Origin of the sequence: Planctomicrobium stercoris (assembly GCF_051465655.1) — a bacterium.
In the GTDB taxonomy this organism is placed as follows: Bacteria; Planctomycetota; Planctomycetia; order Planctomycetales; family Planctomycetaceae; genus Planctomicrobium.
Map to the genome: position 1 here is coordinate 483,404 of NZ_CP195791.1, position 22,753 is coordinate 506,156.

The following is a 22,753-nucleotide window of genomic DNA, read 5'->3' on the forward strand; positions in this document are numbered from 1 at the left end:
GTTTTGTTGGTCTCCACTTTCAAAGTTTGTTTTAAATGGAGTTACTCATGATTTCAGATGCTATCGACAAGCTGGCGATGCTGACTCGCAATGCGGATCACCCAAAGGTGATTCCGGAGCTGAGCGACAATGATCGTGTCGCCCTCTACGTTCCAGGAAAAAAGGACATCGATTTTCAAACCAAATCACCGACACCGCGATTGCATCAGGTTGGAACCTTGTCCAGCCTGGTGGAAGCGGCCAAGTTGTTCGGAGTGACTGAACGATATTCAATCTGGGTTTCCATGTCGCAGATCGTCGTGGTGCTCGATCACGACAATGCAAGCCGACGTGATTCCCGGGTCACGATGAAGCTGGAACCTCATGTCGCGTTCTCGAAGCTCGAGAAATCCGGATGGAAGTGTCAGCAGGAGATTGTGGACTTTCTTCGTCACGATCTCTGTGATTGCACAATCGATCCCCCGCAAACGCTGGATGCGCTGAAGAGTTTGAAGTTTGCTTCCCAGGCGGAAACAACGGGAAAGATCTCCGCAACGACGGCTGGCATGGGAAAAAGCGTTGCCGCTCAAGTGACCGGAGAGACAGCGTTACCAGAAACTGTCTCGTTTGAATTTCATCCTTTCCCCGCATTCAGTGAGGAAGTGGATGTCAACGTCATCGTGATGTGTACGCTCTTTTCGAATCCGATGGAGGAAGTTCTCAAGATCGAGCCGCATCCGGGACAACTCGATGAAGCGAAGCAAATGGCACAACTCGCAATCGTCGCAACCCTGAAGCAGAGCTTCGAAGAAACACCGATCTTTGTCGGCGTCCCTTAACGCTGACTTGGCTGCCTTCTCGCAGTGGGCGGGGCCAGCGTCCTACCGAGGACTCTGGAGAGCGGGTTCGAATCCCGTGGTGGCCATTGTTTCCGATATGGATCGGAAACCTATCAATTCTTCCGGCATGCTGTCGGCCAGGAGCAGGAGTACACGGAATGTTAACGCTATCACGCAAGCGGGGTGAGCGCATCATGATCGGGGATTCGATCGTGATCCGAATCCAGGAGGTTCGTGGAGATAAGGTGCGAATCGGCATTGAAGCTCCAAAGAACATCGCAATTTATCGCGAGGAGATTTACTCCGCGCTGAAGGATTTACAAAGCAAGGAAGACGCCGAGGCGACATCCTCAGCAGCATAACTTCGTCAGGGATGATGAATGCGATCTGCACGACGCACACGCAGAAAGCGGGAATCGCTTCCCGGCCAAACGCCTATTGATTGGGATCGCGGTGCACAACTGCGAGCCCTCAACAGTTACCCATTGCCCAACCGTCTGGTGGGATTGGGGCAGCCCGTCGCGAGACGAACTTTGATGTCCATACTTCGAGTCATTGACGATCATCAGCGAGAGCAGGAGACCGCCTGGCCCTCTCTCGACACGATTGCGGATTGCGCACGCGTCTGCGTGAAAACTGTCCGCCGTGCGATCGACTGCCTCGAGAACCAGCTTCGGATCATTACCGTCTGGAATGACACCGATGGAAAAGGACATCCCAGGCTGCAGCTGTCGATCAACTGGCAGGTGATCTTCGGTGACCGCCCGGCACCAGATCAGCAACGCCGGAAACGACGCGGAGGAGGCAGACGCACAATCCCAGTGGACAGTGGGTCCATCCCAGTGGACAGTGGGTCCATCCCAGTGGACAGTGGGTCCATCCCACTATATATGAAACGCCCATTGAATCGCACAGAGGAACCGCTCCCCCTACATCCCCCAAATTGGAGTGAGGTGGAGGAGGAGCTTGTGAAGCTGGGAGTTGATCGTTTTGACCTTGCGGTGGACGTCGCTCGAAAGCATGTAACTCCCGACCATGCGATGCGAATTTGCCGGTTTTTTAGCGAACATTCTGCGGCACAGAATTGGACTCCCTTTCAGCTCTACAAGCGATTGCGAAAGGCGCGTAGCAGCTTCGCTCCAGAGGAATGTTGGCCTCTTGTCGCACCTTCCGCGGATGATGGCGAGTCCCCAACAGACTTCGAAACTCAGGTTGGCGATACGCTGAATCGGATGACCCCAGGTGATCTGCAGCGGATGGCGAAGAGAGCTGGAAACGTCACTTTGTTCAATCAGATTCGCCACGCTGGCGAGCGTCCACAGGCAACCTCTTTGCGCCGAAACTTCTGAAGCTGGTGGCAGATGAAACAGGTGGATTTTGAGAACGCTGATCGTTGTTCAGTGACACGGAAACTCAAGCTCTCGCGCCGCCAAGCGAGAGCGATGGTCAGAAGGCACCTGAATGCCGGAGACCCAGGATTGTCGGTGTATCGATGCCGAGTGTGCAATTGTTGCCACATAGGTCGCAAGTCACCCATTCAATTGAAGAAGGATCGTCAGCATGTCCGTCTCGACAAAGACTCGTAAGGCCCGTTCCGCTGAGGCAGCAACAGCAATCCCCAACAGTACTCAGCTGCGGATTGAATCCCGCCTGAAAGTTTCTGGCAAACTGGATTCCGTTCAGTTCGCCCCCGATCGATGGGGATTCGGAGTGGTGCTTTACGATGCGAAATTGTCCAGGAGCCTGGATGTCGAGTGCGACCCGCAGGAGGTCCGCCCCACCGAGACGGAAGCGATCAAAGCAGCCGGACAACAGGTCTCGCGTTGGCTTGAGAAACTCGCAGAAGGATCCCCGGCTGATGAAAAACGTCTCGCGGAAGTTGCCGGTCAAATCGCCGATCAGTTCGAATCGTTCGTTGGAAAGGTCCCCGAGACTCAGGAGGAGGCCGCGTCCAAAGAAGCAACAGTCAATGCGCTTTCTCCGCACAGGATCTTCCCGCTCGTCAACGGCAAACTCGCATGGTGCTGCGCCGGCTGCGGTGAAACCAATGGGATCGCCCGGACCGACTGCGGCAAATGCAGCACACCTGTTCTGCTGCCAGATCCGTTGCCAGAGGCTCCCGCGAAAAAGAGCAAAGGGAAATCAAGGCCGGCAGCCGCAGAGAGCACTCAGGCTCGACACGTCGAAACTCGCGATGTGCCGCTGTCGAAGCTGCTCCCGCATCCACTCAACCCTCGCAGTGGAGAGGTCGACATTGCCGACCTGGTGCAGTCGCTCAAGAGTCAGGGGCAGCTGGTCGAGGCCATCGGCCGCGAGCATCCGACGCAGCCTGGCAGGATCGAATTGCTCGCGGGCCATCGTCGCCGGGCGGCTGCGGAACAAGCCGGATGGGAGTCGCTCCGGGTCCGGATCATCGAAGCCACGGAGCAGCAGGCGATCGAGATCCTCGGCCGCGATAACGAGGACCGGAAGAACTTCACGGCACTGGAGCGGGCACGATGGTATCAGTCCATGCTCGACACGCTCGGATGCTCACAGCGGGACCTGGCAAAGCGACTGGGGGAGGGGCACAGCCAGGGAAGCATCGCGAATCATCTCGTGCTGATCAAGCTGCCGGACGAGCTGCAGGAGCTCGTGACCACGCACGTGATCAGTGCGACGCATGCCCGCTGTCTGGCGACGTGGCTCGACCGGCCTGCTGTCATCGCTCAAGTTCAGAAGGACCTGCAGGCGGATGTGAAGAACCGAGAAGGGAATGGATGGGAACCGATCAGTGTTCCGAAGTTCGAAGCCCTGGTCAACGAGTCCGTGAGACGGGTCAGTCGGCCAACGGCACAGGGGCAGTATCATGACAATTGCCCGTTTCGGGTGACTGATAAAAACCGGGACGCTCTGGACATTCTGGAAGTTCCCCGCAGCTGGGGCGGGACCGAGAAACGAGCCTTTAATCTGACGCTCTACAGTCAGCTCTCGAAAGAGGCGAAAGCCAAAGCGAAGCAGAAACAGAAAGCGGCCTCTCCATCCGCTCCAGCGGAGAACGAGAAGCCGGCAGCCGCGACGTACGATGAACATGCGGTTGCTCAGGCGAAAGAAAAATGGCTTTGCCTGCAGTTGGCTGAGGCCGTCGCGAAGCTGCCGAAGAAAGACCGGCTCACGCCGCTGAAGCTGTTTGTTACCCTGAGCGGCACAGAGGCGATGTACGACGTCATCAGCAATCGAACGCTGATGTCAACGGTCCTCGGCATCGAGCTGGAGGAGAGCCCCAACCGCTTTTTGAAGACGGATCAGCTCTGGCAGTACCTCGAGAAACATGAAGCTGCTGATCTGGATCGGGTGATCCGTAACATCCTGACGCAGCTCTTCGGAAAACATCCGGATTCGGGCTGCACGGATCTCTTTGACGATGTCTCCACACTGCTCCAGCTCTGCTCGATGTTGGGGATCGATTACGCCACCGACTGGCGACCTGATGCGGAGGTGCTGGAGATCTACCCGCTCTCACTCCTCAAGGATCTGCCGGCGTCTAAGCGGATCGAGTGCGACGATATCGCGAACTTCAAAGAGCTGTCAGCGAGCAAGGAGATGTTGATTCCCGCGCTGCTCGCAGAGTGGATGCCTGGGGAGTTCCCGCCGGGACTCGAACCAGTTTAGTTAAGAGTGAACTGAAACACCGGATTATCGCGCTGGGAGTGAACATGATGGAAACGCAACTTCAGAATCCTGAAGTGGATTCTCTGCTGGCTCAGGCGGTGAATGATCGCCTGGCAGAGTTGAGAATGGATCTGGCGAACAAGCGATATTGGATCCGCAATGATCATGGTCGTCTGTGCTGGAATTTCTTTCGCGGAGGACTCCCGATCGGGCGTCATTTCTGTCAACTGGAGGAAGGCCACGAAGGCCATCACTGTGATGAAGAAGGTGGATGGATCGAAGGAAGTCGGTTCTAAAACAAAGCGTTAACGCGCTGGGGGAGAACCAAACGTGACAGCATTCGGATGTTTGAACAATACGATTCGTTGTTTTGCGGGAGGATATTTTGACCTCGCATCTCCAAGTTCTGACAAAGTGGACATCTTTGACATTGCGAAAGGGCTGTCCAATACATGTCGTTTTGGCGGGCAAATCAGCAGCTTCTACTCGGTTGCAGAGCATTCGGTGAATTGCGCGGAAGTCGCTATTGAAGATCGTCGCTCAACGGAGGCCGTCCTCGCAGTCCTGATGCACGATGCAACGGAAGCTTACATCGGAGATGTGGTAAAGCCGCTGAAGATCATGCTGCCAGAATATTCCGTGATCGAGAGGAGAATTGAGAAGGCAATCGGGGAAGCGTTCGGAATCGACTTCGACGCTCATCAGGACGTCATAAAAGAGATTGACCAGGCAGTTCTAATAGCAGAGCGACGACGCCTGTTCTCGCCTGACAAAGAAACGTGGACCGGGGAAAACGACGTACGGGCTATCGATATCACTTGTCGATGCTTGAGGCCCGGTTCCGCCTACGCTGAGTTTATCGACCTGTTTCGACGAATTGAACGGACGAGGAAGTGAACCGAGAACCCAAGGATTACCGCGCTACCATGTTCAATCGACGCTCTTTCTTGTGCTGGTGGTTGGGATGCGACCCTTTTCACGGACCTTTCTGTGAGCGGTGCGGGCTTCACGTTTACGACTTCCCCCCTGAAGAGCATGGAGCGTGGAACACAGTGAAGTACCAATTCCGCCGACCTTTCAAATGGGCAGCGAAGATCATACTCGGAAAGAAGTGCGACCAATGCGGAAAGAGGTTTCGCGGTAAGGGTTGGGCCGACGACTTCTGCCGGAAAGAGTGTCAAGACGAGTGGATTCCGTTTTAACCGAGAACCCAAAGTTCCCGCGCTGTGCGGGATTTAACCTCAAGAGTGAAGGAGTTCGAAATGGCAGTGAGAGCGAAATTTAAAGTGATCAGCCGAGACGGGGGAAACATCCGCCTGAATCCGGTTATCAACGGAAGTGCGGAGAATGAGCAGTTCTTCCGGTACACACCAGGCGGAAGCATCGACATCCAAACGCTGCATGATGCAGCCGCAGAGCAGTTCGTTGAGGGCAAGGAGTACTACGTCGACTTCACCCCGGCGGAATGAAATACCTTGAAAGGGGTCTTAACCGCGGTGCAAACGCGGGAGGGAGGTTTGCTGAGCCGTAGACCATGGGGAGTCGGCCGGAAAAGCATAAGCCCATGGACCTCAGACCCCGCCACGCGAGGGGCGAACGCCGGCCTGCGGCGATCTGCAATGGGCAGATCATCAACCAGGCGTGACAGACCGGAGAGACGGTCACTTTTGAGACCGAGAAACCAAACTTATCGAGCCAGGGAGAATTCAGTGAACACAACAGAGATGGTAGAGCGGTTTCAATGCCCTGGCTGCGTCTGCGGAATCGATCGTAACTGTGGGCGATTCAATTATTCGGAAGAGGAACAGCGATGCACGGGGCATGTGCTGGGAACTATGGTCGGTCTCGGCAATACGATTGCCCTAGGGCTTCCGAGAGGCTTCTGCAAACCGGGTGCAGACTTCTCTGTGACACCAGCGCGAGCTCGTAACACAATCGATGTTCGACTTTGGTTAAGCGGGAAACGGCCCGACTGGAACCGTTTGAATATTCCAGTCTGGGCAATGGAGAAGGACGGTTTTCTTTTCGTCAGGACTTTCGCTCCCCGCGTGAATCTATCGTGGGTCGACGTCATCGAAGGGGGCAGCTTGGAGCTGGTTCCCGGGGCGACCAATGTCTCAGAATTTATTGATCAGATCGACTGAACCGATAACCAAAGATTCTCGCGCTGAGGAGATGATTTTGAACACGAACGCTGTGATGTTTCCGAGGGTTTTCAATCTTAATTCAGAGTCGGCAGTTTGGGTTGCGGCAAACTCCCTGGAGCAAGCAATCCTGTGCTATCTGGGGCATATTGGATACTCCCGCGAGGAGGCGATTGCGGAGGAACTGATCGCCGAACCGGAAGAGGTCCCTTTCGAGAAGTGGAAAGATTTCACCTATTTCAAGGACGACGGAACTACGCACTCTTTCGAGAACCAGATGTGGGACCTGTTGATGATTGAGGAACTGGAAGTCCCCTTCATTCTCGCCTGTGAAGATTTCTGAATCGAGAAACCCTGATTTTCGCACAGGTGGGTGCCAGCGTTGGAGCTGGGGGATCGCTGCAAGTCGGACGCGATACTGCAACGGCGGAAAATGTCGGACCGACGTACTCGGAATGGCAAGGAGGTTCGAACCCTCCCGCTCACGTTTTTTTTGACCGAGAACCCTGATTTCACAGAGAGGACGAAAGATGATTTCGCAAAAGACAGCTGAAGAGATTTGGCACTGCTACCGGGAAATTGGTGCTGGTGAGAAGCTGCTCGAAGATTTGGATCAGCAGAAGAAGGATCATCCCGATGATCGCCACGCACAGAATCTGAAGGATGCGTTTGGACGTCGCAGGCAGCTCCAACTCGGCATTCCGAGCGGTAGCAATAGCCACAGCCTGTATGACGTTTCCCAGACTCTTGCGGAATCGATCATTCGGGCTCATATCGCAAACAAGAAAGCGGAACTGGCTCAATATTCGGAGAAGGCCAGGATCGAGCTGTCGGACCTTCCGGACAAATAACCAAAGTTGAATCAAATATTTTATGCGCAGCAGGAGCATTGATGTTATGGAATCCGACCGGAAGACCTATCGCCGATCGTACAACTTGGATGCCGCTCGTAAAAAGATTGAGCGTCTGAAAAGTGACAGCGGAATCTGCTGGCTGATGGTCTGGTTCCGTATTCCTGGCCCGAAATACGATCGGATTCGCCTCGGGTGTTCGCGATGCATTACGCCAAGCGATGTTCAGTTCGAAGTTTATCAGAATCGTGCCTGGGCAACACAACTACAGGCAGCTTCATATCGTGGCGAAAATCGCGTTTTCATACGCGAAGTTTTTGATTTTGAAACCGGCATTTCAGACGGAAGCCGCCAAAATCCCTGATTTTTAGTTGAAGGAGCTGACGTGAAAATTCAATACGAGCGGTTTACCGACCGAGCAAACAAGGTGATGCAGCTCTCCAACGCTGAAGCCCAGAGGCTGCATCATGAGTACGTCGGGACGGAGCACGTGCTGCTCGGCCTGCTGGCGGAGGGGGTCGGCGTTGCCGCCAACGTCCTGAAAAGCCTCGGAGCGGATCTGCAAAAGCTCCGCGAGACTGTGGAAAACGTTGCTCTACCCGGCCCGGACATGATCACCATGGGCCGCTTGCCTCTAACCCCCCGAGCCAAGTTGGCGATTGAATACTCATATGAGGAGGCCAAGGAGTTTGGGCACGAATTTGTAGGGACTGAGTCGCTTTTGCTGGGGTTGATTCGGGAAAACAGCGGGGTCGCTTTCGAGATCTTGAAGCAATCGGGAATCGAATTGCAGGCCGTCCGAGACGCGGTTCAGAAGGTGCTTCCGAAAGGGACCCTGCGTCCCAAGAGCGAAGGCCCACACATTCTGAATATTCAGATTCCGTGCGAGAATTCAGCCGTAGCAAATGATGTTGTTCGCCTGGTGCAACGAATGTACGCATCGAAAGATCGCGACGAATTCGAAGGGCTGTTGCCACTGCTTGGCAAAGTGGTCTTCAAGAATTACGCGGAAATGATGTCGTAGCGCGATAACAGTGACTTTTAGGACGGATCCGCCAGTGGCCACGGATGGCCTTTTTTTGGATCCTTAACCGAACAGGTGAAACGATGAAGGTCTGGGAACTAATTGCAAAACTGAGCGAGCTGCCAGCAGGGGCAGATATTCGCGTCGGGACGAGGTACACGGTGCCGATACTCGCGGATTCCACGGAGTGGGATAAAGAGGTTGGGCTCACAATTTGTTGCGGTGACCCGACGTACATTGATACTGACGGCGAACCTCAAGGTCCTCTATCGAAGATTTTCGACGAAGAGTGAGCGCGAGAACCGGGAATTACCGAGCGATGGTAGGAAATGGACCTCCGATTTATCCCCGATGCCCGTTTTGCAAAAGAGAAATGCGGGGGTCGATTTGCAGACCTTGCGGCTACGAGAAACCTTTGAGTCCTCCGCCTCCCCCAAAGAAGCGATGATCATGCCTGAACGTATTCAGCTCTCTCGAAAGGCAGGATTCCGGCTGCCGGAAAACACCGTTGTAGTATCGCGGCCGTCGAAGTGGGGGAACCCGTTTCGGATCGGGATCCACGGGGACCGCGGCGAGTGCGTGGAGCTTTATGAGCGTTGTGTTTCGGAGTTTCCCCTGCCGGCGGCCAGGATGGCGGAATGGAGATTCGCCGGCGGGGATTGCACATTGCTGGTCGCGATCGCGGCCCGCTGTCCTCGCGAGCTGCAGGAGCTGCGAGGGAAGAATCTGGCGTGCTGGTGTAAACCCGGTTCGCCTTGTCATGCAGATGTTTTGTTGAGGATCGCTAACCGTGCTTTCAGAGGAGGAAACATGCACCCATCCGTCGAAAAGATTTTGAAGCACTTCGAGTTCAAGCACCTTCCGGAAAGTTTGCAGAACATTTCCCGCCCGTTCGGTGAACTCGCCCAGGAGGTTGCGTCCCGGGCTCCCGACAATCCGGAGACGAATGAAGCTCTGCGGAAGCTGCTCGAAGCGAAAGATTGTGCAGTGAGAGCAGCACTGTGATCTAACCCGTGCCATCCGGTTACAGGCGCCGGTCCCAGCGGCGGGGGAGTTCCGCCGCACTTTGATTGATAAAGGCCAGTACTCGATCAGGTGACACGATGGCTGAACATAGCAAGATCGAATGGACGGATGCGACTTGGAATCCTTGGCAGGGGTGCACCAAGGTCAGTCCCGCCTGTCAGAACTGCTACATGTTTCGGGACATGAAGCGTTACGGGAAAGACGGCTCCATTGTTCACCGCTCTTCCGATCAGACGTTTGACCTGCCCCTGAAGATGTCACGCGAGGGCGGATACAAGATCCCAGCAGGATCGAAGGTCTTCACCTGCAGCTGGTCTGACTGGTTTCACGAACAGTCCGATGCGTGGCGCCCGGAGGCCTGGGAGATCATTCGCCAGCGGCCTGATCTGACCTTTCAGATCGTGACAAAACGCACGGAGCGGATTGCCGATTGTCTGCCTCCAGGCTGGGGCAATGGTTGGCCCAATGTCTGGCTGATTGCCACCGTCGAGAATCAGCTCTGGGCGGAGATCCGCATCCCGCAGCTGATTGAGATCCCCGCATCTGTGCGAGGCTTGAGCATTGAGCCGATGCTGGGATCCATCAACCTGCAACCATGGCTGTCCAAAATTCATTGGGTGATCACCGGTGGAGAAACCGGACCGGGTTCCCGTCCGTGGCATGAGGACTGGAGACTGCAAATCCACGAACAATGTCAAGCGGCGGGCGTGGCCTACTTTCACAAACAGCATGGTGAATGGGTGCCAATGAATCACTACAGCCCATTCGTCCACGGCAAGAACATCGATCGATTTGAGCATCGATTTCTGTATCCGAATGGATCTTCGGACACCAAGGATCGGAATAATCGATTGATGCTTCCGACCAGTTGCATTCGTGTCGGTCAGAAATCAGGGCGCGAAATCGATGGGCGCGAATGGTCGGACTTCCCCGAAGTTCAACCAACGTCACTATAAACCGGAGTTGCTTCTCAGGCCTCCATTGCGACCTTGAGAGCTTCTCGCAACGCGCTCTCCGGACAGCCCCACCCCTGGTTCGATGAGAGCAATCTCCGCTCGCCTCCCTCGGATCGCCAAACCCATTCATAGGATCCATTTTCGGGGTTTCCGATCACTGCTACCCATCCCCCGAAACCAACATGCAATGCATGGATAACTTCGGCTGCTTCAAAGTCGATGTAATCAAACAGCGACGATTTCAGATGCGTCTCGACATCAGCTTTGACGAGGCCATGAACTTCAGCGATAAATTCAAATCGACCAGAAGTTGCGATCATGACAAAACCCTCAAAGGAACAGGACTGTTAGTCCGGGAACTTGGATTTATCGGTCCAAAGAAGTTGATCACGCGCGTGATCAGGAGGCAGGGCGGAGGCTGGCGTAGCTCGGCTCTTTACCTTCGCGGATGCGGGCCAGGTCGGCGGTGGCCAGGTGTTCGAAAACCTGCTGCTGGGTCAGCCCACGGCGTTCAATGTCGCGCACCAGATCGCGTTTGTCGGTGGCCGGCATCGTAAATTGCAAAGGTCGTTTAATCATTTCATGCCATCCCTGAAAGGTCTTGACATTCGCGCCATCATGAGCGCGTCATGCTCGCAGGTTCAGCCGCGAAAGTTTCTGCCAGGGAAGGTAAGGAGCTTTTGAGAGTACGGTTTCGAACTCACCCATGCAGGAAGCGTAAGTGAGTTCTTCAATCAAAATTTATGATCCGGATTCTACCCCGGACCCCCAGCCGCCTGTCCAGCCAGCTTTGCCTGTCGCGGGAAGTTATCGCGCTCGATTCGATCGCTGGATTTTGAGGATCACGCACCGGATCTGGTGGCCGCAGATCAGACGGGTGATTGAGGCAGCGTATATCTCCGGTCTGATCAGCGTGAGTCAGGCCCAGCAGCTTGCGGATCGCTTCGATCCCTCCCTCAATCATCAGCTGTATTGATCCTCTCGCCGGCGGTCTCCGGTCCCTTCCTGGGGACGTCACCAACCGCCGGGGGCCGCCGGCAGACAATCATCGCGAGTCCAACCATGCCGACGAACTTTACCGACATCATCAATCACGCCGTGTTGATCACAACCCCCTTCGAGTCTCTGCTCAAGGAGGACGTCGCCGTGCCCGAGAAATTTAACCTCGTGCGTGGGCAGCTCGAACGGCGACGCAGGGCCGGCGAAGTGATCGACTATCAGGAGCCCGCGCCCCTGCCGACAGTGCGGGCGATCGTATTCCTGGATCACTGCCAGCCCCGGCAGCTGCAGCTGGCGATCGTGCTGGAGCTGGGAGTTCTCGCGCGTCTGCGGATCTCGAGAGAGCAGATGGCGGACATGCACGAGGGAGCCCCCTGGACGGCGGCGAAAGGTCCTGCACCCAAAGACTCGATTTTGCTGGATGCCTGGGTGTTTGGGTACGATTCTGCGGGGGCAATTGCCTGGATTGATGGGCACCGTCAGAAAATGTCTTGGGGATTTATCGCGCGGTGCGCCGATACGGCTTATGCACCCATCCCCGAGTTTGAGTCGGAAAAGATGCGTCGTACATTCGATTGCGACCATTTAGCGGCCTCCCTGGCCGCGCGATAACTCCGCTCAAAGCTCTCCGACAATCCCTTCTCACCTTCCCGCCGGAGTCTCCCTCACATGGACGAAGCGCCTGCTCCCGTCGCGCCAGCCAAGTCGTGGCTGCAATCCAAAACCGTCTGGTTCAACTTTATCGCGGGCCTGGTTGTGCTGGTGCTGGCACAGGTGACCAAGGATGCGGAGTCCGGCAATCTGCCGGATGAACTCGCTCCTTATGCGGTGATCATCGTCACGATCGGAAATCTCATTCTGCGAGGCATGAGCGGGCAACCGCTCGACTTTTCGACCTTCGCCGGCTCGGGCAAAGCAACAGCTCTTCTCCTCGCGTGTTGTTCGCTGATCTCCACCCCCCTCTTTGCGGCTGGACCTGTCGCAAAAATCAGCGGCCCGAGCACGGCGATTTATGGGGATCGGGTCCTGCTCGATGCGTATCAGTCCGAAGGGGATCAATACCGATGGGAGATCACGCGGCGCGATACGCTGCCCCCGCTGTTTACGATCTCGACCGACAATCGTCAGGTCGAGATTCATTTTGTTCCCGGGGTCTATGATGCTCAGCTGATTGTCGCGTCGAAGGACGGGATCGATGTCGATCATTACACCGTCAGCGTGAGTGCGGTCTATCCGCCGGGCCCGGCGCCTTATCCCCCCGGTCCCGGGCCGAGTCCCACCCCAACGCCTCCTGGTCCTCAACCGCTCCCAGGACCGCAACCAACGCCGGAACCGCAGCCCCAGCCGACTCCCGAACCGGTCATTCCGGATGGGAAATATGGACTCGCCAAAGACGTCTTCGAGCGGGCGAAGCTCGTGAAGTGTGATCAGCTCAGCAGCGATTGCAGCAAACTTGTCGCGGCTCTCGAGACTACGGCGGCGCAGATCAATGCCGGCACGCTCAAGGGGACCGTGACAATCCTCAATGCCTATGGCAAAGCCAACGGGGCGGCGATCGCGGGCCATGAGGCCGAGTGGTCGGACTTCGGCAAGTGGCTGCAGGGCAAGCTCAGCTCGATGTACATGGCAGGCAAGTTCAAGAGCGATGCGGATTACGCCGTTCTGATGCTCGAAATTGCCAGCGGCCTGAAGCCCCTGGCGAAGTAGTTCTCGCGCTGCTCGATCCTTCCGCTCTGCTCACCTCCAACGCTGATCACCCGCCATGTTTCCAGCACTTCTCCGCAAGTTTCTGCTCCCTCTCATCCTCTCGCTGCTGAGTGGCGGGTTCTTCCTCGGCAGCTCGATTGAAGTCCCCGATCCGGATGCCGTGACGCCGGTTGAAGACCGGTTCGGATGGTGTCCTCCAAGCCTCGCTGATCAGGAGATGATCAGCAACTCGGTCCCACCGTTTGCGATTCAGGATGCGCCCAGCTGGGGGAGCGCTGAAGGGGCCGTGGTCCATCTCTGGGACTATGCCAGAGCGATCAACGGCGGAAAGCATCTGCCAACCTACTATCAGGAGACAGGCGACTGCGTCTCCATGGGGTACAGCAACGCCGTCAACTATCTGCAGGCGGTCCAGATCGCCGTGCATGGTGCCTCTCATCAATTCCGCTCGGTGTTTCAGCCTTACAACTATGGAGTCTCGCGCACCGCAAAAGAGTGCGGAGCGGGGAAGCTCGGTCGGTCGGCCGGCAGCAACGGGAGCTGGGCCGTGCGAGCCGGTCAGCTCTATGGCAATCTTCCCGCGGATCTCGAGGGAGTCCCGAAGTACTCCGGCAGTCTCGCGGACAGTTGGGGATACAAGGGACCGCCCGAAGAGTTCTTCGCAAAAGCCGAGGCATTCAAGCTCACGAGCTTTGCCAAAGTGACGACGTATGAGCAGGTGCGGGATGCGATCGCCAACGGATATCCCGTCACAGTGGCGAGCAACCAGGGTTTCGCCATGAAGCAGAAGCTCATCGATGGCAAGATGGTCGCCACTCCTTCAGGCAGCTGGGCTCATCAGATGTGTTTCATCGGCGTGGATGATGTCTCCGGACACGTCTACTGCCTTAACAGCTGGGGCGAGAACGCTCACAGCAAGCCCGCCGGCGATGAACCGCCGGGAGGGTTCTGGGTCGACAAACGGACCGTCAACAGGATGGTGGGACAGGGGGACAGCTTTGCTTTGTCGATGTTCGACGGCTTTCCGTATCGCCCGCTCAACTTCGATACGTTTCTGGCGTTGCCACCGGGGCAGGCCGATGTGATCGATCTGCCCGAGATCGTGCCTCAGGTTCCGGCCTGCCGGAAGTATCTGCACATGCGGCGGGGCGATTGCCAGTGTGCCGGCCAGATCTCCGGATTTCTCTCGCTCTTCAGCGGCACGATTGCCGCATTTTCACACTCGCGATCCCGGCGCCGTAGTTCCCGCGACATCGTCGCCTGAGACCGTGCGCAGGGATCCCCACCCTCACCCAGGAGTTAACATGACTACTGCACGAAAGAGCCGCCAGGAACTGTTGATCGATCTGTGCTGGATGGCGATGCTCTCGCTGGTCCTGCTCTTGTTTATCAGCACCGTTCAGGCTCAGGAGCCGACATTTGAAACGTTCGCTCCTGCCGTCTCTCCGAAGATGCAGATCCTCCTGACGGCGGCTGCGACTCCGGAAATCGTTGCCGAGGATCAGCCGACGTTTCAAACGTTCCTGCCGGCAGAGGTCGACCAAGTTTCGTTTCAGACCTTCGCTCCTCCCGGGCCGGCCTCGAAAGCGGAATACCTGGCTGGCGGCAAAGCCTCGCGAGTCCTGCTCTTTACTGGAGCAGGCTCTCCGGATTGTGAGTCTGCAAAGCTGTCCGCGGTCCCCTGGCTCAACAAAAGCCAGTGGCAGGTGGATGTGATCGACATCGAGGCTCAGAAAGAGATCGCGGAGCATTTCGCCATCAAGAGCGTACCGACGTTTGTCGTTGTCCTGGGACACGAGGAGCGGAGCCGAACAACCGGTTTCGAGACAGCCCGTGAAGCCCAGGCGAAGCATCGATTGAGCGAAGCGATTCGGGCCGCCCAGCGTAGCACCAGCACCGCAGCACTGCGGTGACAATGATCCTGCTCATCGTGATCAGTCTGGTCTGGTGGATGATGATCCGCGGAAACAGCACTGTGACCGATGGGCTCGCCGTGTCGCTGCTGGCGGTGATCTGTTCACTCCTCATCGCCGGCAGCGACCAGCGCGAGAACTAGACCAAGGTCCACTCATGTTTCGCAAAGCCCTCCTCTCACTCCTCACTGTCCTGGCCCTCCTCGGAGGCCTCGGGACATTTCAGCTCTCAGTGGATCTGCACCGCATTCATCGCGGCCCTGTCTCCACGTTGACCCAGTCGCCTGAACAGGACCGTCAGGCGCAGGTGGATCAGTTCGTGCGGGACTACGTCGCCAAAGCCAACGCCGCGCAGGGACCAGCCCGCGAACGGATGCGAAACCGGGCAGAGATCCGCCGGGCAGTGAGAGCGGAATTCCCATGGATGTGGCTGTGGCAGGTCCTCCGAGTTGTTCTGTTGATCCTCATGATGCTTTAGACAGGGACGAATAATGAGAACGCTGATCAAACAGCTCAGTCCGACTGTAGGTGCAGTTCGGGTACGAAGCGGGTTTTTGTTATTCCCGAAAACGATCAATAACGAACGGCGATGGCTGGAGTTCACTTCCTGGGAAGAGGAGTTCACCGGCAGCATGCTGTTCCGGGACGACTATTGGCGTGCGAAACGTTGGTGCGACGAGAGCGTTGAACAATAGACAGCACCCGTGCAATACATCGCCCCAGCGCGAGAACACGGACTTATAGATCTTCGAAAACGGAAAGCTTTTGGCATGCCCATCGAATACAGCACCGACGACGGAGTCACTTGGTCGAGCGTCAAACCTGTTGACGCGATTGGCTACCATGAGCGAATTATCTTCAGCGTCGCCGAGAATCGGTCTTCACCAACATTGAAGCTGCACAGTGCTTGGACGCCGTGCCTCGAAGAGAGCTGTGACAACGGAAGAACCTGGCATGCTGGCGAGATCGACAGTGAGCTGCAAGCGGGAGAGCTGAAAGCGATGTCGCGGTGGCCAGACTACTTTGCCACGATGATCGCTGGCATCGTCGCCGGCGTTTGTGCAGCTGCGACGTTCTTCGCCCTGCTCTGTTACCACAACCCGTTCAAGCTGTTTTGATGCTTGATCCTCTTGCCGATATCGAACCTCTCACCCTCGATCAGATCTGCCCATCGTCTGTCAGTCGAAAGCCTTTGATCATGTCAGCTCCCGAAGCTCCTGAAGTGTTTGGCCTCGAACCAGTCGTCGAGTCGATCGAGCATCTCCCCATCTATATGCGGGCCATTACCAAGATCCGGGCCGCGGCTCAGGCCCTCATCGCCAAGCGTGATAAGGACGTCCTGAAACTCGATGAGAGTTTGGCCGAGAAGCAGCTCATCGATGTGGACGGGGAGACGATCTCGCGTGTGGAGTACGCCAACCGACTGGAGAAAGCGGTCTGTGATTTCGCACGTGATCACAAAGATGAGATGTTCGCTCCGAAGCGGGGAACATGGAAGTGTGAGGCTGGGTCTATCACCACGAAGACGCAGCCTGAGAAGGTGTCGTTCGTGGACCCAAACACGACTGACGACGAGATCATCGATCGCATCATTAAGGCGTCCGATCTGCTCCCTGAGTTCGATCGCATCCGTGCTGAGTTCGCAGAGGCATTCCCCTATCTCCGTATCAGCCTGGAGCTCGACAAAGCGGGCATCCTCAAGGCCTTCCAGGCGAAGCAACTCGAGGGCGAGGACCTTGAGAAAAACGGTCTGAAGATCGGCAGGAACCCAGATAAATACACTCTGAAGTTGGGTTAGGAGGGCAGCCCGAAGTTCGACGAAACCCGCCGAACTTCGACGGACTTCGAGGGGGGAGGCCCCCCCTCACGGGTCCTCCCGAGGCCCGGGCGGGGCGCGCGGTCTATTCATCGCGGAATTTTTTGTCGATAAGCAAAATTGAAATCATTTCCTTCCTTCCGTTTACGCGGTTTTTTGCATGATCGCGAGCCGCAAAGACGCCGCCAAACTTTTGGGGATCACGGATCGCCAGCTGGGCAACTGGGTCCACGAGGAATGGTTTCCGCCCAACGGGAAAACCAAAGCGGGCTGGGACATCGAGCTGATCCGGCAGTGCCAGGAAGCGGCCGGCAAAAAGGGATCGGAACTCTCTGACGAGGCGAAGCGAATTTCCCTTGAAGAGAAGAAGGAGAAGCTCGGACGGATCAAGATTCAGCGAGCTCGCGAACAGCTCCGACTGGATCGCGAACGTGGCAAAGTCATCCCCCGCCCAGGTGTCGAACTCTTCGCTTCGACGATCTTGACCGAGCTGGCGGACTGGTGCGATCAGCTGCCGGACCTGATCGCGAACACGGTCCCCGCCAAACTCCGAAAGCAGCTGAAGAACCGCATCCGGGATGAACTCGACAAAAGACGCACCAACATGCGCGAGCAGCTCGAGCGGGAAGCGAAGCATCTCGATGAACAGCAGGAGGAAGCATGATCTCCTGTCTGTTTTCTTCGAAGGTCTATGACTGCGTTCTGCCCCGTCCGCAGATCGCCACGAAAGACTGGGTCTGTCAGTGGCTCAAGATGCCCTCCGATTCCAAAATGAAAGGCTCTTATCGCCTTGATCTCTTTCCGCATTTCATTGAACCCTTCGACGCGTTCGATGATCCGGAAATCGATCGCATCACGATCCAGACTGCGGCACAGATCGGAAAGACCGCTTTCAGCCAGGCAGCCCTTGCGAAAACCGCTGCCTGCAATCCTCATCCGATGGCGTTTGCGGATGCCAACGAACGATCGACGAAACGGGTCATCCGTCGAACATGGCGATTGTTCGAGCGGTGCGAAACTCTCGCTCCCATCTGCCCCCCGCCGCGGATGCGATCTCAAGATCATATGAATCTGACGACGTGCGAGATTCACGGAGCCTGGGCGGGATCTCCCAGTTCAGCAGCGGACTACGGAGCTTTCATAGTCGTGCTGAACGAATGCGACAAGATGAAACAGAAGTCCACGGATTCGGAAGCGGATTTTCGTTGGCTGATGGGTGAACGCACCAAGGGATATGTGGGGGCGAAGGTCCTGATCATCTCCACGCCGGCACTGAAAGGGACCAGCTACGTCGAACAGCAGCGACTCGCCGGAGACAACCGCCGCCGGATGGTTCCGTGTCCGTTCTGCAATCACTTCCAGGAACTGTTCATGGGAGACGGCAAGAAACCCGGGGGCGTCCGATTTCAAAAGCTGAATGGCAAACTCGATCCCGACAAAGCCCGGGAAACCGCATACATCCAGTGCGAAAAGTGTGAAAAGAAGATCGAGGAGCAGCATCGATACCAGATGCTCAACGCCGGGAAATGGGTGAAGGAAGGGCAGGAGATCGACAGCAAAGGTCGCATCACCGGCGCTCCGACGCGGGCCGGTCGGCATGCTTCGTTTGGTCCATTGTCTACCCTGCATTCCCTGTTGCCGGGCGTGACGATCGGCGTTTATGCGGAAGAGTTCGTGAAGGCGATTACCGCTGCAGAAGGCAAGAAAGAGGCGATCCGGAACTTTATCAACAGCTGGGAAGGGAAAACCTTTGATCCCCGGCCTGTGACCGTGCAGCCCAGTGATATCGCTCTGCGGATGGGAGTCGATGAACCGCTGCGAGTCTGTCCTGCCTGGTCGCGGTTCCTCACGTTCGGGAGTGACGTCGGTCGGGTGGGTGATGAACTGATTTTCTACTGGTGGGTGTCCGCCTGGGGAAACGGTGGACGCGGCCAGTTGGTGGATCTCGGATTTGCTCTCAGCAAGACGCAGTTGCTCGAAGTTCGCCGAAGTGCGGCGTACCCACACGCCGACAACGGCCCCCCGCTGCAGCTGTCGGCAACCGGAATCGATTCCGGATCGTACACCAACGAAGTCTATGAACTGACGGCCCAACTGCCGGGCTGCTGGCCGATCAAAGGATCTTCGAAGGATGCTGATCGGCCGTTCGTCGACGTCGATTTTCCGGAAATGTATCGGGCCGGTTTTCAGCGGTCCGGATTGACTGCCCTGGAAGTGAAAGCGAAACAGCGGGCTGCTCAGTATGACCTGCTCATTGCGAACACTCAGCGGAGCCAGGAATGGGTGGAAGAACGTCTGACAGGACTGGTCAAACGGGAAGATCCGAACTGGTACTCCATTCCCCGGGAAGCGATTGAGGGACAGGTCATTCCCGGCGTGGACCTTGCCCGGCATTTGCTGGGAGATGTCCAGGATGAACACGGCCGCTGGAAAAAACGTTACGAGGGGCAGGATCTCCGCGATGCGTTTCGATACTCGATGATCATGGCCTGGTTTCACACGGCCAACGGGACCAACTGGAATCGACTCGCTCCCCGAGCTCACACGATCGTGAAGCCGGTCGTGTCACGCGATGAGCCCAAAGGGTTCATTCGCAAAATGTCCGGCAGCCGGCTGGGGGGGCGGTGATGGAGCAGCGTTTTTCGCCTGGGGATGACTGCCCTGACTGCGGAGGATTAATCGGCGTCCTGAACACGCGGATTGAGGGCGCGACTCGCGTCCGCTGGATTGGCTGCCACGATTGCGGGTTTCGTCCCGATCGAAACCGCATCGAAATTCCGCTCAGTCATTCGCCGCCGCAGCGTGCTCGCATGACCCGTCTCAATCTGCCGCGCGATAACTCCCCAAAACTTTTTTGAAACTGAGTGCTATCAATAGCACTGACTTTTGCAGATAGCGGGGTCCGGGAACCGATGCCCCTCACATGCCCAAGCAATCGGCCAGTTTTGAATACACCGACAGCGAACTTCTCGCCATCTTGAGGGAAGCTTATGTAGCCGTTCTCACCAAGGGTCAGACCTATTCATTTCAATCCGGTGGAGCGACACAGTCGTATACCCGCGCGGATGCTGACACGCTCCTGAAGCACATCAACACTCTGGAACAGCGGATCTCCGCAGCCAGTTCCGGATTTCACTCTCTTCCCGTCAGGCTTGGCCGTGCGTGATCGCACCACACTTCTGAGACGAGCATTCCACGGCATCGCCGATGCCTGGGAAGCGGTCTCGCCACGCTACGCCAAACAACGCCAGGAGGCCCGGCATCAGCTCATTATGCAGGAGCGGGCTCAGCGGATGGTCGAAAGTTATTTCGACGGTGCTGATGTCGCCAGCCGGTTGCGAGCGGATCGCTGGCTCTCATCCCGGCTCTCGCCGGATTCCGCTCTGGAGTCCGACCTCGAGGAGCTGCGTGAGCGGTCGAACCAGCTGTATCGTGACTTCGGATTTATTACCGGGGCCGTGGAACATCGCGTGGACAACGTTGTCGGGACGGGGCTGAACCCGAAAGCGTGGCTCAAGTCGCGAGAGGGGGTGATCACAGAGGATCAAGCCAACCGATGGAGTGAGGAACTCGACGACGTTTACGAGCGTTGGGCCCCGAATGCCGGCGGAACCCGCGTGAGCTTTGGTTCATTGCAGCGTCTCGCTCTGCGAACGTGGCGGCTCTCCGGGGACGGGTTCCCCGCGATCTCCGACATGGGCCGAGCGGATTCGCCCATTCCGCTGCAGATTGACATCGTCGCTCCGCACCGGATCGAAACTCCTCCGCATAAGCTCGGCGACAAGAAATGTCGGCTCGGAATCCAGCGGGATGCGCAGGACCAGATTGTCGGGTACTGGGTTCGGGAAACCCATCCCCATGACACCATCGACAATTCCGATACGCATCGGTTTTACCCGCTCGATCGGATGACGCATCTCTTCGAGCAACTGTTCCCGCATCAGTCTCGGGGATTGCCCTGGTGTTTCTCGATCATGAGCGACTGCCGGGATTTCGCTGATTACAAGGAAGCGGTGATCATCGCCGCTCAGGTCGCCGCCTGCCAGACGATGAACATCCACACGAACAATCCCGATCTGCTCGCCCGAGCGATGGCGGATGGTTTCGGCCTGACACCGGGACGAGTGAACGTCGTCGGACTGCAGGAACAGATCACGGCGTTCAATCCGACCCAACCGCAGACCACTTACGACATGTTCACGCAGAGCAATCTGCTGGGCATGGCGGCCGGTTTGAATTATCCCTCGAGCTGGCTGATGCGTGATCGTCGCCGAGCCACGTATTCCGCTGGAAAACTCGATGAAATCGACGGAGCAATTCCGCTGCGGTCTGACTTCGAGATCGTCAAAAACAACATGATTCGACCGATCTGGTCGCGGCTCGTTCTCGAGTCGATCATCGTCGGCGAGAGCTCGATTCCGATCGATCTCTATCTGCGGGTTCCGCATCTGTTCAATCGCTTCAAACTGGTAGCGACGGGCCGACAGTGGAGCGATCCGCTCAAGGAAGTGACTGCGGCCATCCTTGCGAAAGAACACAACATTGGCAGCCTGACGGCGATCCTGCAGCGTCTCGGTCTCGACGTCGACGATGTCTTTGAAACCCGCCACTACGAGAAGCAGCGGGAAGAGGAACTCGAAATCGTGCCGCCGATCTACGCCGGCAACCTTCCACCTGACAATTCCGATGAGACGGAAGATCCAGAGGATCCCGCAGCTGATGACAAACAGGATGCGGAAATGCTGGCGGAATTCGTACGTCTGCTGAAGAGTCGCAAGCACAAACGAAAGGCCGTGGCAGCATGAAGCTGGATTTTGAATACACCCTGAATTCCCTGTCCGAATCTCTGATCGGTGAAGGGGATCCCCGACTGGTGAAAAATGTCGTTCTTCTCGGCGCGGAGTCATCGAACGGCTACCGCTTCGCCGAAGAAGCGATGCAGGCAGCGATTCCGCTGTATCAAAAAAAGCCGGTGTTCCTGAGCCATGATCTGGAAGCTCCCCACCATCGCAGTCCCCGGGATCTCGCTGGGTATGTCGAGAACCCCCGTTATGAAGCCGGAAAGATTCGCGGCGATATCCGCACGCTCGATTCAGAGGCCGGCAGAACATTTCTGGAAACCGCCCGCTCCGGAGTGAGTGGATTTGGAATGTCGCACGTTGCGGCGAACCGCCGATCGAAAGACGGCAAAACGATCGAAGCAATCAATCGCGTGGTGAGTGTGGATCTCGTGATGAGTCCCGCCACGACGAAATCTTTCTTTGAACAGGCGGGAGACCCGCCCGAACCGAAAGACCCTCCCGCCATGAATCTCGACGAACTCAAGACGAAACATCCGGACCTGGTCAAAGCGATTGCCCAGGAAGCGGCCACTCGGGTGCGATCCGAGCTGAACTCGGAAGCTGCCAAGGTCGCCCAGGAAGCTGCGCAGAAAAAGGCCGTCGATGAGGCGGTCATGGTCGAGCGCAATCGCCAGACCGAGATCCGCAAACTCTGCGCCGCTGCCGGCTGTGCCGAGAAGGCAGACACGCTCTGTGCTGAATCCAAGAGCGTCCTGGAAGTGAAGGACTTCCTCTTCCAGGAGATGTGCAAAAAGAACCCGGCCCCGTCCGCCGATCCCGCCGGTGATCAGCACGGCGAGGGGACCGATCCCGACAAGCGGTTCAAAAAGGAGTACGCCGAATCCCGCGCGGTGTACATCAACAGCGGGATCACCGAAGCGGAATACATCCGCACCCGCCGACTGGATGAAGGGCTCGACATCCTGAAGCCGGAACAGAAGAAGGCCGACTGAGCCGCCTGAACACGCGCGTGTTCAACTCCCAGCATTTTCGTCATTCGACATCCG

At 56.8% G+C, this 22,753-nt stretch carries 27 protein-coding genes and 1 pseudogene; 26 read left to right on the forward strand and 2 right to left on the reverse strand.

Going from position 1 to position 22,753, the window contains the following annotated elements:
• Positions 1-47 precede the first annotated feature (47 nt).
• The 12 genes and pseudogenes from SH661x_RS01955 (at position 48) to SH661x_RS02010 (ending at position 10,470) form a co-directional block, all read left to right on the forward strand.
• Positions 48-818, forward strand: coding sequence for a hypothetical protein (locus tag SH661x_RS01955; RefSeq protein WP_437224943.1), 771 nt, complete (start codon positions 48-50; stop codon positions 816-818).
• Positions 819-976: 158 nt separating this feature from the next.
• Entirely contained in the window at positions 977-1,180 is a 204-nt protein-coding gene (csrA, locus tag SH661x_RS01960; protein WP_437224945.1) for a carbon storage regulator CsrA, read from the forward strand.
• A gap of 1,198 nt (positions 1,181-2,378) precedes the next feature.
• Complete coding sequence (locus SH661x_RS01965) at positions 2,379-4,469, forward strand: ParB/RepB/Spo0J family partition protein (protein ID WP_437224948.1); 2,091 nt, start codon at positions 2,379-2,381, stop codon at positions 4,467-4,469.
• Positions 4,470-4,513: 44 nt separating this feature from the next.
• Positions 4,514-4,765: a hypothetical protein gene (locus SH661x_RS01970; protein ID WP_437227512.1), complete on the forward strand. Its 252-nt coding sequence runs from the start codon at positions 4,514-4,516 to the stop codon at positions 4,763-4,765.
• A gap of 271 nt (positions 4,766-5,036) precedes the next feature.
• Positions 5,037-5,366, forward strand: coding sequence for a hypothetical protein (locus SH661x_RS01975; RefSeq protein ID WP_437227514.1), 330 nt, complete (start codon positions 5,037-5,039; stop codon positions 5,364-5,366).
• Between the two features lie 365 nt (positions 5,367-5,731).
• Complete coding sequence (locus SH661x_RS01980; RefSeq protein WP_437227516.1) at positions 5,732-5,938, forward strand: hypothetical protein; 207 nt, start codon at positions 5,732-5,734, stop codon at positions 5,936-5,938.
• A 730-nt stretch (positions 5,939-6,668) separates the two neighbouring features.
• Positions 6,669-6,956: a hypothetical protein gene (locus SH661x_RS01985; RefSeq protein ID WP_437224960.1), complete on the forward strand. Its 288-nt coding sequence runs from the start codon at positions 6,669-6,671 to the stop codon at positions 6,954-6,956.
• Between the two features lie 187 nt (positions 6,957-7,143).
• Positions 7,144-7,464 carry a hypothetical protein gene (locus SH661x_RS01990; protein ID WP_437227518.1) on the forward strand — a complete coding sequence of 107 codons (321 nt, stop codon included), beginning with the start codon at positions 7,144-7,146 and terminating at the stop codon, positions 7,462-7,464.
• A 46-nt stretch (positions 7,465-7,510) separates the two neighbouring features.
• On the forward strand, positions 7,511-7,828 hold the full coding sequence (locus SH661x_RS01995; RefSeq protein ID WP_437227520.1) for a hypothetical protein: 318 nt from the start codon (positions 7,511-7,513) through the stop codon (positions 7,826-7,828).
• Positions 7,829-7,894: 66 nt separating this feature from the next.
• Positions 7,895-8,488 carry a Clp protease N-terminal domain-containing protein gene (locus tag SH661x_RS02000; RefSeq protein WP_437231162.1) on the forward strand — a complete coding sequence of 198 codons (594 nt, stop codon included), beginning with the start codon at positions 7,895-7,897 and terminating at the stop codon, positions 8,486-8,488.
• A gap of 450 nt (positions 8,489-8,938) precedes the next feature.
• Positions 8,939-9,277: pseudogene (locus SH661x_RS02005) on the forward strand (DUF4326 domain-containing protein); the annotation flags it as partial.
• Between the two features lie 314 nt (positions 9,278-9,591).
• Positions 9,592-10,470, forward strand: a complete 879-nt coding sequence (locus SH661x_RS02010; protein ID WP_437227522.1) for a DUF5131 family protein — start codon at positions 9,592-9,594, stop codon at positions 10,468-10,470.
• Between the two features lie 14 nt (positions 10,471-10,484).
• On the opposite strand, the gene SH661x_RS02015 is transcribed toward SH661x_RS02010, so the two are convergent.
• The gene (locus tag SH661x_RS02015; protein ID WP_437227524.1) at positions 10,485-10,790 is read right to left on the reverse strand and encodes a hypothetical protein; all 306 of its coding nucleotides are present in this window, start codon (positions 10,788-10,790) and stop codon (positions 10,485-10,487) included.
• A gap of 79 nt (positions 10,791-10,869) precedes the next feature.
• Positions 10,870-11,049, reverse strand: coding sequence for a hypothetical protein (locus tag SH661x_RS02020; protein ID WP_437224971.1), 180 nt, complete (start codon positions 11,047-11,049; stop codon positions 10,870-10,872).
• Between the two features lie 142 nt (positions 11,050-11,191).
• Here SH661x_RS02020 and SH661x_RS02025 point away from each other — a divergent pair, with 142 nt between their 5' ends.
• From SH661x_RS02025 to SH661x_RS02090, 14 genes are all read left to right on the forward strand, one after another.
• A complete protein-coding gene (locus tag SH661x_RS02025) occupies positions 11,192-11,446 on the forward strand; it encodes a hypothetical protein (RefSeq protein ID WP_437224973.1) in 255 nt (84 codons plus the stop codon).
• A gap of 86 nt (positions 11,447-11,532) precedes the next feature.
• On the forward strand, positions 11,533-12,081 hold the full coding sequence (locus SH661x_RS02030) for a hypothetical protein (protein WP_437224976.1): 549 nt from the start codon (positions 11,533-11,535) through the stop codon (positions 12,079-12,081).
• Between the two features lie 57 nt (positions 12,082-12,138).
• Positions 12,139-13,176 carry a hypothetical protein gene (locus SH661x_RS02035; RefSeq protein ID WP_437224978.1) on the forward strand — a complete coding sequence of 346 codons (1,038 nt, stop codon included), beginning with the start codon at positions 12,139-12,141 and terminating at the stop codon, positions 13,174-13,176.
• 55 nt (positions 13,177-13,231) lie between these two features.
• Positions 13,232-14,440 (forward strand): hypothetical protein, encoded by a 1,209-nt coding sequence (locus tag SH661x_RS02040; protein ID WP_437224980.1) that lies wholly within the window; start codon positions 13,232-13,234, stop codon positions 14,438-14,440.
• 40 nt (positions 14,441-14,480) lie between these two features.
• Positions 14,481-15,089 carry a thioredoxin family protein gene (locus SH661x_RS02045; RefSeq protein WP_437224983.1) on the forward strand — a complete coding sequence of 203 codons (609 nt, stop codon included), beginning with the start codon at positions 14,481-14,483 and terminating at the stop codon, positions 15,087-15,089.
• A gap of 2 nt (positions 15,090-15,091) precedes the next feature.
• Positions 15,092-15,232 (forward strand): hypothetical protein, encoded by a 141-nt coding sequence (locus tag SH661x_RS02050; RefSeq protein ID WP_437224986.1) that lies wholly within the window; start codon positions 15,092-15,094, stop codon positions 15,230-15,232.
• A 14-nt stretch (positions 15,233-15,246) separates the two neighbouring features.
• The gene (locus tag SH661x_RS02055) at positions 15,247-15,567 is read left to right on the forward strand and encodes a hypothetical protein (RefSeq protein WP_437224989.1); all 321 of its coding nucleotides are present in this window, start codon (positions 15,247-15,249) and stop codon (positions 15,565-15,567) included.
• 292 nt (positions 15,568-15,859) lie between these two features.
• On the forward strand, positions 15,860-16,207 hold the full coding sequence (locus SH661x_RS02060; protein ID WP_437227526.1) for a hypothetical protein: 348 nt from the start codon (positions 15,860-15,862) through the stop codon (positions 16,205-16,207).
• An 80-nt stretch (positions 16,208-16,287) separates the two neighbouring features.
• Positions 16,288-16,887: a hypothetical protein gene (locus SH661x_RS02065; protein WP_437227528.1), complete on the forward strand. Its 600-nt coding sequence runs from the start codon at positions 16,288-16,290 to the stop codon at positions 16,885-16,887.
• Positions 16,888-17,065: 178 nt separating this feature from the next.
• Complete coding sequence (locus tag SH661x_RS02070; protein WP_437224997.1) at positions 17,066-17,569, forward strand: hypothetical protein; 504 nt, start codon at positions 17,066-17,068, stop codon at positions 17,567-17,569.
• Positions 17,566-19,533 carry a terminase gpA endonuclease subunit gene (locus SH661x_RS02075; RefSeq protein WP_437224999.1) on the forward strand — a complete coding sequence of 656 codons (1,968 nt, stop codon included), beginning with the start codon at positions 17,566-17,568 and terminating at the stop codon, positions 19,531-19,533. The genes SH661x_RS02070 and SH661x_RS02075 overlap by 4 nt, the downstream gene beginning before the upstream one ends.
• Positions 19,534-19,828: 295 nt before the next feature.
• Positions 19,829-20,071, forward strand: coding sequence for a hypothetical protein (locus tag SH661x_RS02080; protein WP_437225001.1), 243 nt, complete (start codon positions 19,829-19,831; stop codon positions 20,069-20,071).
• Positions 20,064-21,710, forward strand: coding sequence for a phage portal protein (locus SH661x_RS02085; RefSeq protein ID WP_437225003.1), 1,647 nt, complete (start codon positions 20,064-20,066; stop codon positions 21,708-21,710). The genes SH661x_RS02080 and SH661x_RS02085 overlap by 8 nt, the downstream gene beginning before the upstream one ends.
• The gene (locus tag SH661x_RS02090; protein ID WP_437225006.1) at positions 21,707-22,699 is read left to right on the forward strand and encodes a hypothetical protein; all 993 of its coding nucleotides are present in this window, start codon (positions 21,707-21,709) and stop codon (positions 22,697-22,699) included. Before SH661x_RS02085 ends, SH661x_RS02090 begins: the two co-directional genes overlap by 4 nt.
• Positions 22,700-22,753 lie beyond the last annotated feature (54 nt).

What these genes read in the sequence shown, in the direction of transcription:
- SH661x_RS02090 (WP_437225006.1), top strand. Translation starts at nt 21,707, where the DNA reads ATGAAGCTGGATTTTGAATACACCCTGAATTCCCTGTCCGAATCTCTG.
- SH661x_RS02020 (WP_437224971.1), bottom strand. Translation starts at nt 11,049, where the DNA reads ATGATTAAACGACCTTTGCAATTTACGATGCCGGCCACCGACAAACGC.
- SH661x_RS02035 (WP_437224978.1), top strand. Translation starts at nt 12,139, where the DNA reads ATGGACGAAGCGCCTGCTCCCGTCGCGCCAGCCAAGTCGTGGCTGCAA.
- SH661x_RS02045 (WP_437224983.1), top strand. Translation starts at nt 14,481, where the DNA reads ATGACTACTGCACGAAAGAGCCGCCAGGAACTGTTGATCGATCTGTGC.
- SH661x_RS02075 (WP_437224999.1), top strand. Translation starts at nt 17,566, where the DNA reads ATGATCTCCTGTCTGTTTTCTTCGAAGGTCTATGACTGCGTTCTGCCC.
- SH661x_RS01980 (WP_437227516.1), top strand. Translation starts at nt 5,732, where the DNA reads ATGGCAGTGAGAGCGAAATTTAAAGTGATCAGCCGAGACGGGGGAAAC.
- SH661x_RS02060 (WP_437227526.1), top strand. Translation starts at nt 15,860, where the DNA reads ATGCCCATCGAATACAGCACCGACGACGGAGTCACTTGGTCGAGCGTC.
- SH661x_RS02050 (WP_437224986.1), top strand. Translation starts at nt 15,092, where the DNA reads ATGATCCTGCTCATCGTGATCAGTCTGGTCTGGTGGATGATGATCCGC.
- SH661x_RS02015 (WP_437227524.1), bottom strand. Translation starts at nt 10,790, where the DNA reads ATGATCGCAACTTCTGGTCGATTTGAATTTATCGCTGAAGTTCATGGC.
- SH661x_RS01985 (WP_437224960.1), top strand. Translation starts at nt 6,669, where the DNA reads ATGTTTCCGAGGGTTTTCAATCTTAATTCAGAGTCGGCAGTTTGGGTT.
- SH661x_RS02030 (WP_437224976.1), top strand. Translation starts at nt 11,533, where the DNA reads ATGCCGACGAACTTTACCGACATCATCAATCACGCCGTGTTGATCACA.
- SH661x_RS02065 (WP_437227528.1), top strand. Translation starts at nt 16,288, where the DNA reads ATGTCAGCTCCCGAAGCTCCTGAAGTGTTTGGCCTCGAACCAGTCGTC.
- SH661x_RS01995 (WP_437227520.1), top strand. Translation starts at nt 7,511, where the DNA reads ATGGAATCCGACCGGAAGACCTATCGCCGATCGTACAACTTGGATGCC.
- SH661x_RS02040 (WP_437224980.1), top strand. Translation starts at nt 13,232, where the DNA reads ATGTTTCCAGCACTTCTCCGCAAGTTTCTGCTCCCTCTCATCCTCTCG.
- SH661x_RS01955 (WP_437224943.1), top strand. Translation starts at nt 48, where the DNA reads ATGATTTCAGATGCTATCGACAAGCTGGCGATGCTGACTCGCAATGCG.
- SH661x_RS02000 (WP_437231162.1), top strand. Translation starts at nt 7,895, where the DNA reads ATGCAGCTCTCCAACGCTGAAGCCCAGAGGCTGCATCATGAGTACGTC.
- SH661x_RS01965 (WP_437224948.1), top strand. Translation starts at nt 2,379, where the DNA reads ATGTCCGTCTCGACAAAGACTCGTAAGGCCCGTTCCGCTGAGGCAGCA.
- SH661x_RS01990 (WP_437227518.1), top strand. Translation starts at nt 7,144, where the DNA reads ATGATTTCGCAAAAGACAGCTGAAGAGATTTGGCACTGCTACCGGGAA.
- SH661x_RS02080 (WP_437225001.1), top strand. Translation starts at nt 19,829, where the DNA reads ATGCCCAAGCAATCGGCCAGTTTTGAATACACCGACAGCGAACTTCTC.
- csrA (WP_437224945.1), top strand. Translation starts at nt 977, where the DNA reads ATGTTAACGCTATCACGCAAGCGGGGTGAGCGCATCATGATCGGGGAT.
- SH661x_RS02010 (WP_437227522.1), top strand. Translation starts at nt 9,592, where the DNA reads ATGGCTGAACATAGCAAGATCGAATGGACGGATGCGACTTGGAATCCT.
- SH661x_RS01975 (WP_437227514.1), top strand. Translation starts at nt 5,037, where the DNA reads ATGCACGATGCAACGGAAGCTTACATCGGAGATGTGGTAAAGCCGCTG.
- SH661x_RS02055 (WP_437224989.1), top strand. Translation starts at nt 15,247, where the DNA reads ATGTTTCGCAAAGCCCTCCTCTCACTCCTCACTGTCCTGGCCCTCCTC.
- SH661x_RS02070 (WP_437224997.1), top strand. Translation starts at nt 17,066, where the DNA reads ATGATCGCGAGCCGCAAAGACGCCGCCAAACTTTTGGGGATCACGGAT.
- SH661x_RS01970 (WP_437227512.1), top strand. Translation starts at nt 4,514, where the DNA reads ATGATGGAAACGCAACTTCAGAATCCTGAAGTGGATTCTCTGCTGGCT.